We start from the raw sequence: 1,625 nt of genomic DNA on the forward strand, positions 1-1,625 counted from the left end.
TGTACTACCCTAGAAAAAGTTGAATGGTTTTTACCTTAACCCTGCCATAGGTTGAATGCCTGTTGGGTACCTTAATTCTTATCCCTGGCAAAAGTTGAATCATTCTCTCTTAACCCTTGTTTCTGTTGAATAGGCTCCGCGGAAAGCCGTTCAATCATATTCAGGGTTTGCGGTGCAAAGGTACATGCTCCTTCTTGAATTTCCAAATTATCGAGGTACTTTTCTCTGTAGCTGATCCATTTTTTCTGTATTTTACCCGTACATGATGCTGCCTGACGAGGTGTCATGTTGTTCAGCGACATGTGCGGACGTTCGTTGTTATAGAAGGCCACGGCCTTTTCCATAGCTCTCCTCACTTCGCCTATAGAATGGAATTTGATGTCCTTGAGCAGCTCGTTTTTGACGGTGTTGTTCTGGCGCTCTGCCACTGCATTGTCCTTGGGATCGCCGCTCTCCGTCATGCTGATCTTGATACCAGCCTCGATAAGCAGTGATGTATATGCTGCACTGACGTACTGGATGCCTCTGTCTGAGTGGTGGATGAGATTGATGACCTCATTAGGATCAAGCGTATCAAGTGCCTTCATGAGGCACTCGACGCTGCACCAGGCTTCCATCGTCTCGCCCACATACCAGCTGATGACTTCCCTGGTATAGCAGTCCGTTATCATCGAGAGGTAACAGAAGGTATAGCTGCCATCGGGATTCCAGACAGGGATATAGGTGATGTCCGTCACCCAGACCTGGTTCTTGCGTATCGGCATGAGATCCTTTACCAGATTCGGATACGTAGGGAGTCCGTGGGTGGAGTCCGTCGTGCGGGGACGACGCCTGGGGAGCCTCACGTTCAAGCCGTTACGGGCTATTATTGCCTCCATCTTGTCACGTCCCACCATGTATTCATAGTCGGCTCCAAAACGCTCGCGATACATGTAGTGAAGCTTCTCTCCGCCAATACCGGGATCCAGCTGGCGTATATCCTTGACGAACTGGATTACCATCTCTTCCCTTAGCCGTTGTCTGCTTAACGTGTCCCTGTACTGATAGTATGCCTGCCAGCTCTTGCCAAACAGCCGGCAGAGAAGGCCCATGGTCTGACCCTTGACCTTCTCTGCGGCAAGCCTTGTTACTGTTTGGCGCCAGCTTTTTTTCTGATTGGAATGTTGAACATCTTCTCGGCCTCGTCGATCATCACATCCTTGGCATGATTCATCCACTCGGCCATCTTCAACGCTTCCGCCAGGCGCTTGTTCTCTTCCCTGAGACGGGCCAGTTCCTCGGCCTCGCTCTCCACTGGTCTCTGACTCTTTTTAGACATACTAGACGGATTTGGTTTGACATCTGGAATGCCTTGTCTTCTACGCTCAGGCACTTTCCCGTCTGCAAAGGTACTAATCCATCTTCGAATTGTCCTACTACTAACACCAAAATCTGCACTTAGTTGCTCAGTTGGCACATGATTTAACAAATGGGCCTTGACTATCATGCGTATTTCAGCCAAAGACTTGTGCTTTTTGACGTTTTTGTGCTTTAGTGCGAGTTCCTGCAACTCCAACAAATCTGAATCTTCTGTTTTCTCCATTTTTAAACGTTGTTTTTGATTCAACGTTTTTCAGGGCAAGACA

General features: G+C 48.4%; 2 protein-coding genes. Both read right to left on the minus strand.

What is annotated here, in order from left to right; all coding sequences use genetic code 11:
- Window positions 1-71: 71 nt before the first annotated feature.
- Window positions 72-1,217 carry an IS3 family transposase gene (locus tag BLU47_RS14400; protein WP_255402233.1) on the minus strand — a complete coding sequence of 382 codons (1,146 nt, stop codon included), beginning with the start codon at window positions 1,215-1,217 and terminating at the stop codon, window positions 72-74.
- The gene (locus BLU47_RS15000; RefSeq protein ID WP_218131554.1) at window positions 1,127-1,318 is read right to left on the minus strand and encodes a hypothetical protein; all 192 of its coding nucleotides are present in this window, start codon (window positions 1,316-1,318) and stop codon (window positions 1,127-1,129) included. Before BLU47_RS15000 ends, BLU47_RS14400 begins: the two co-directional genes overlap by 91 nt.
- Window positions 1,319-1,625 lie beyond the last annotated feature (307 nt).

This window comes from Prevotella sp. tc2-28 (genome assembly GCF_900107705.1).
GTDB lineage: Bacteria > Bacteroidota > Bacteroidia > Bacteroidales > Bacteroidaceae > Prevotella.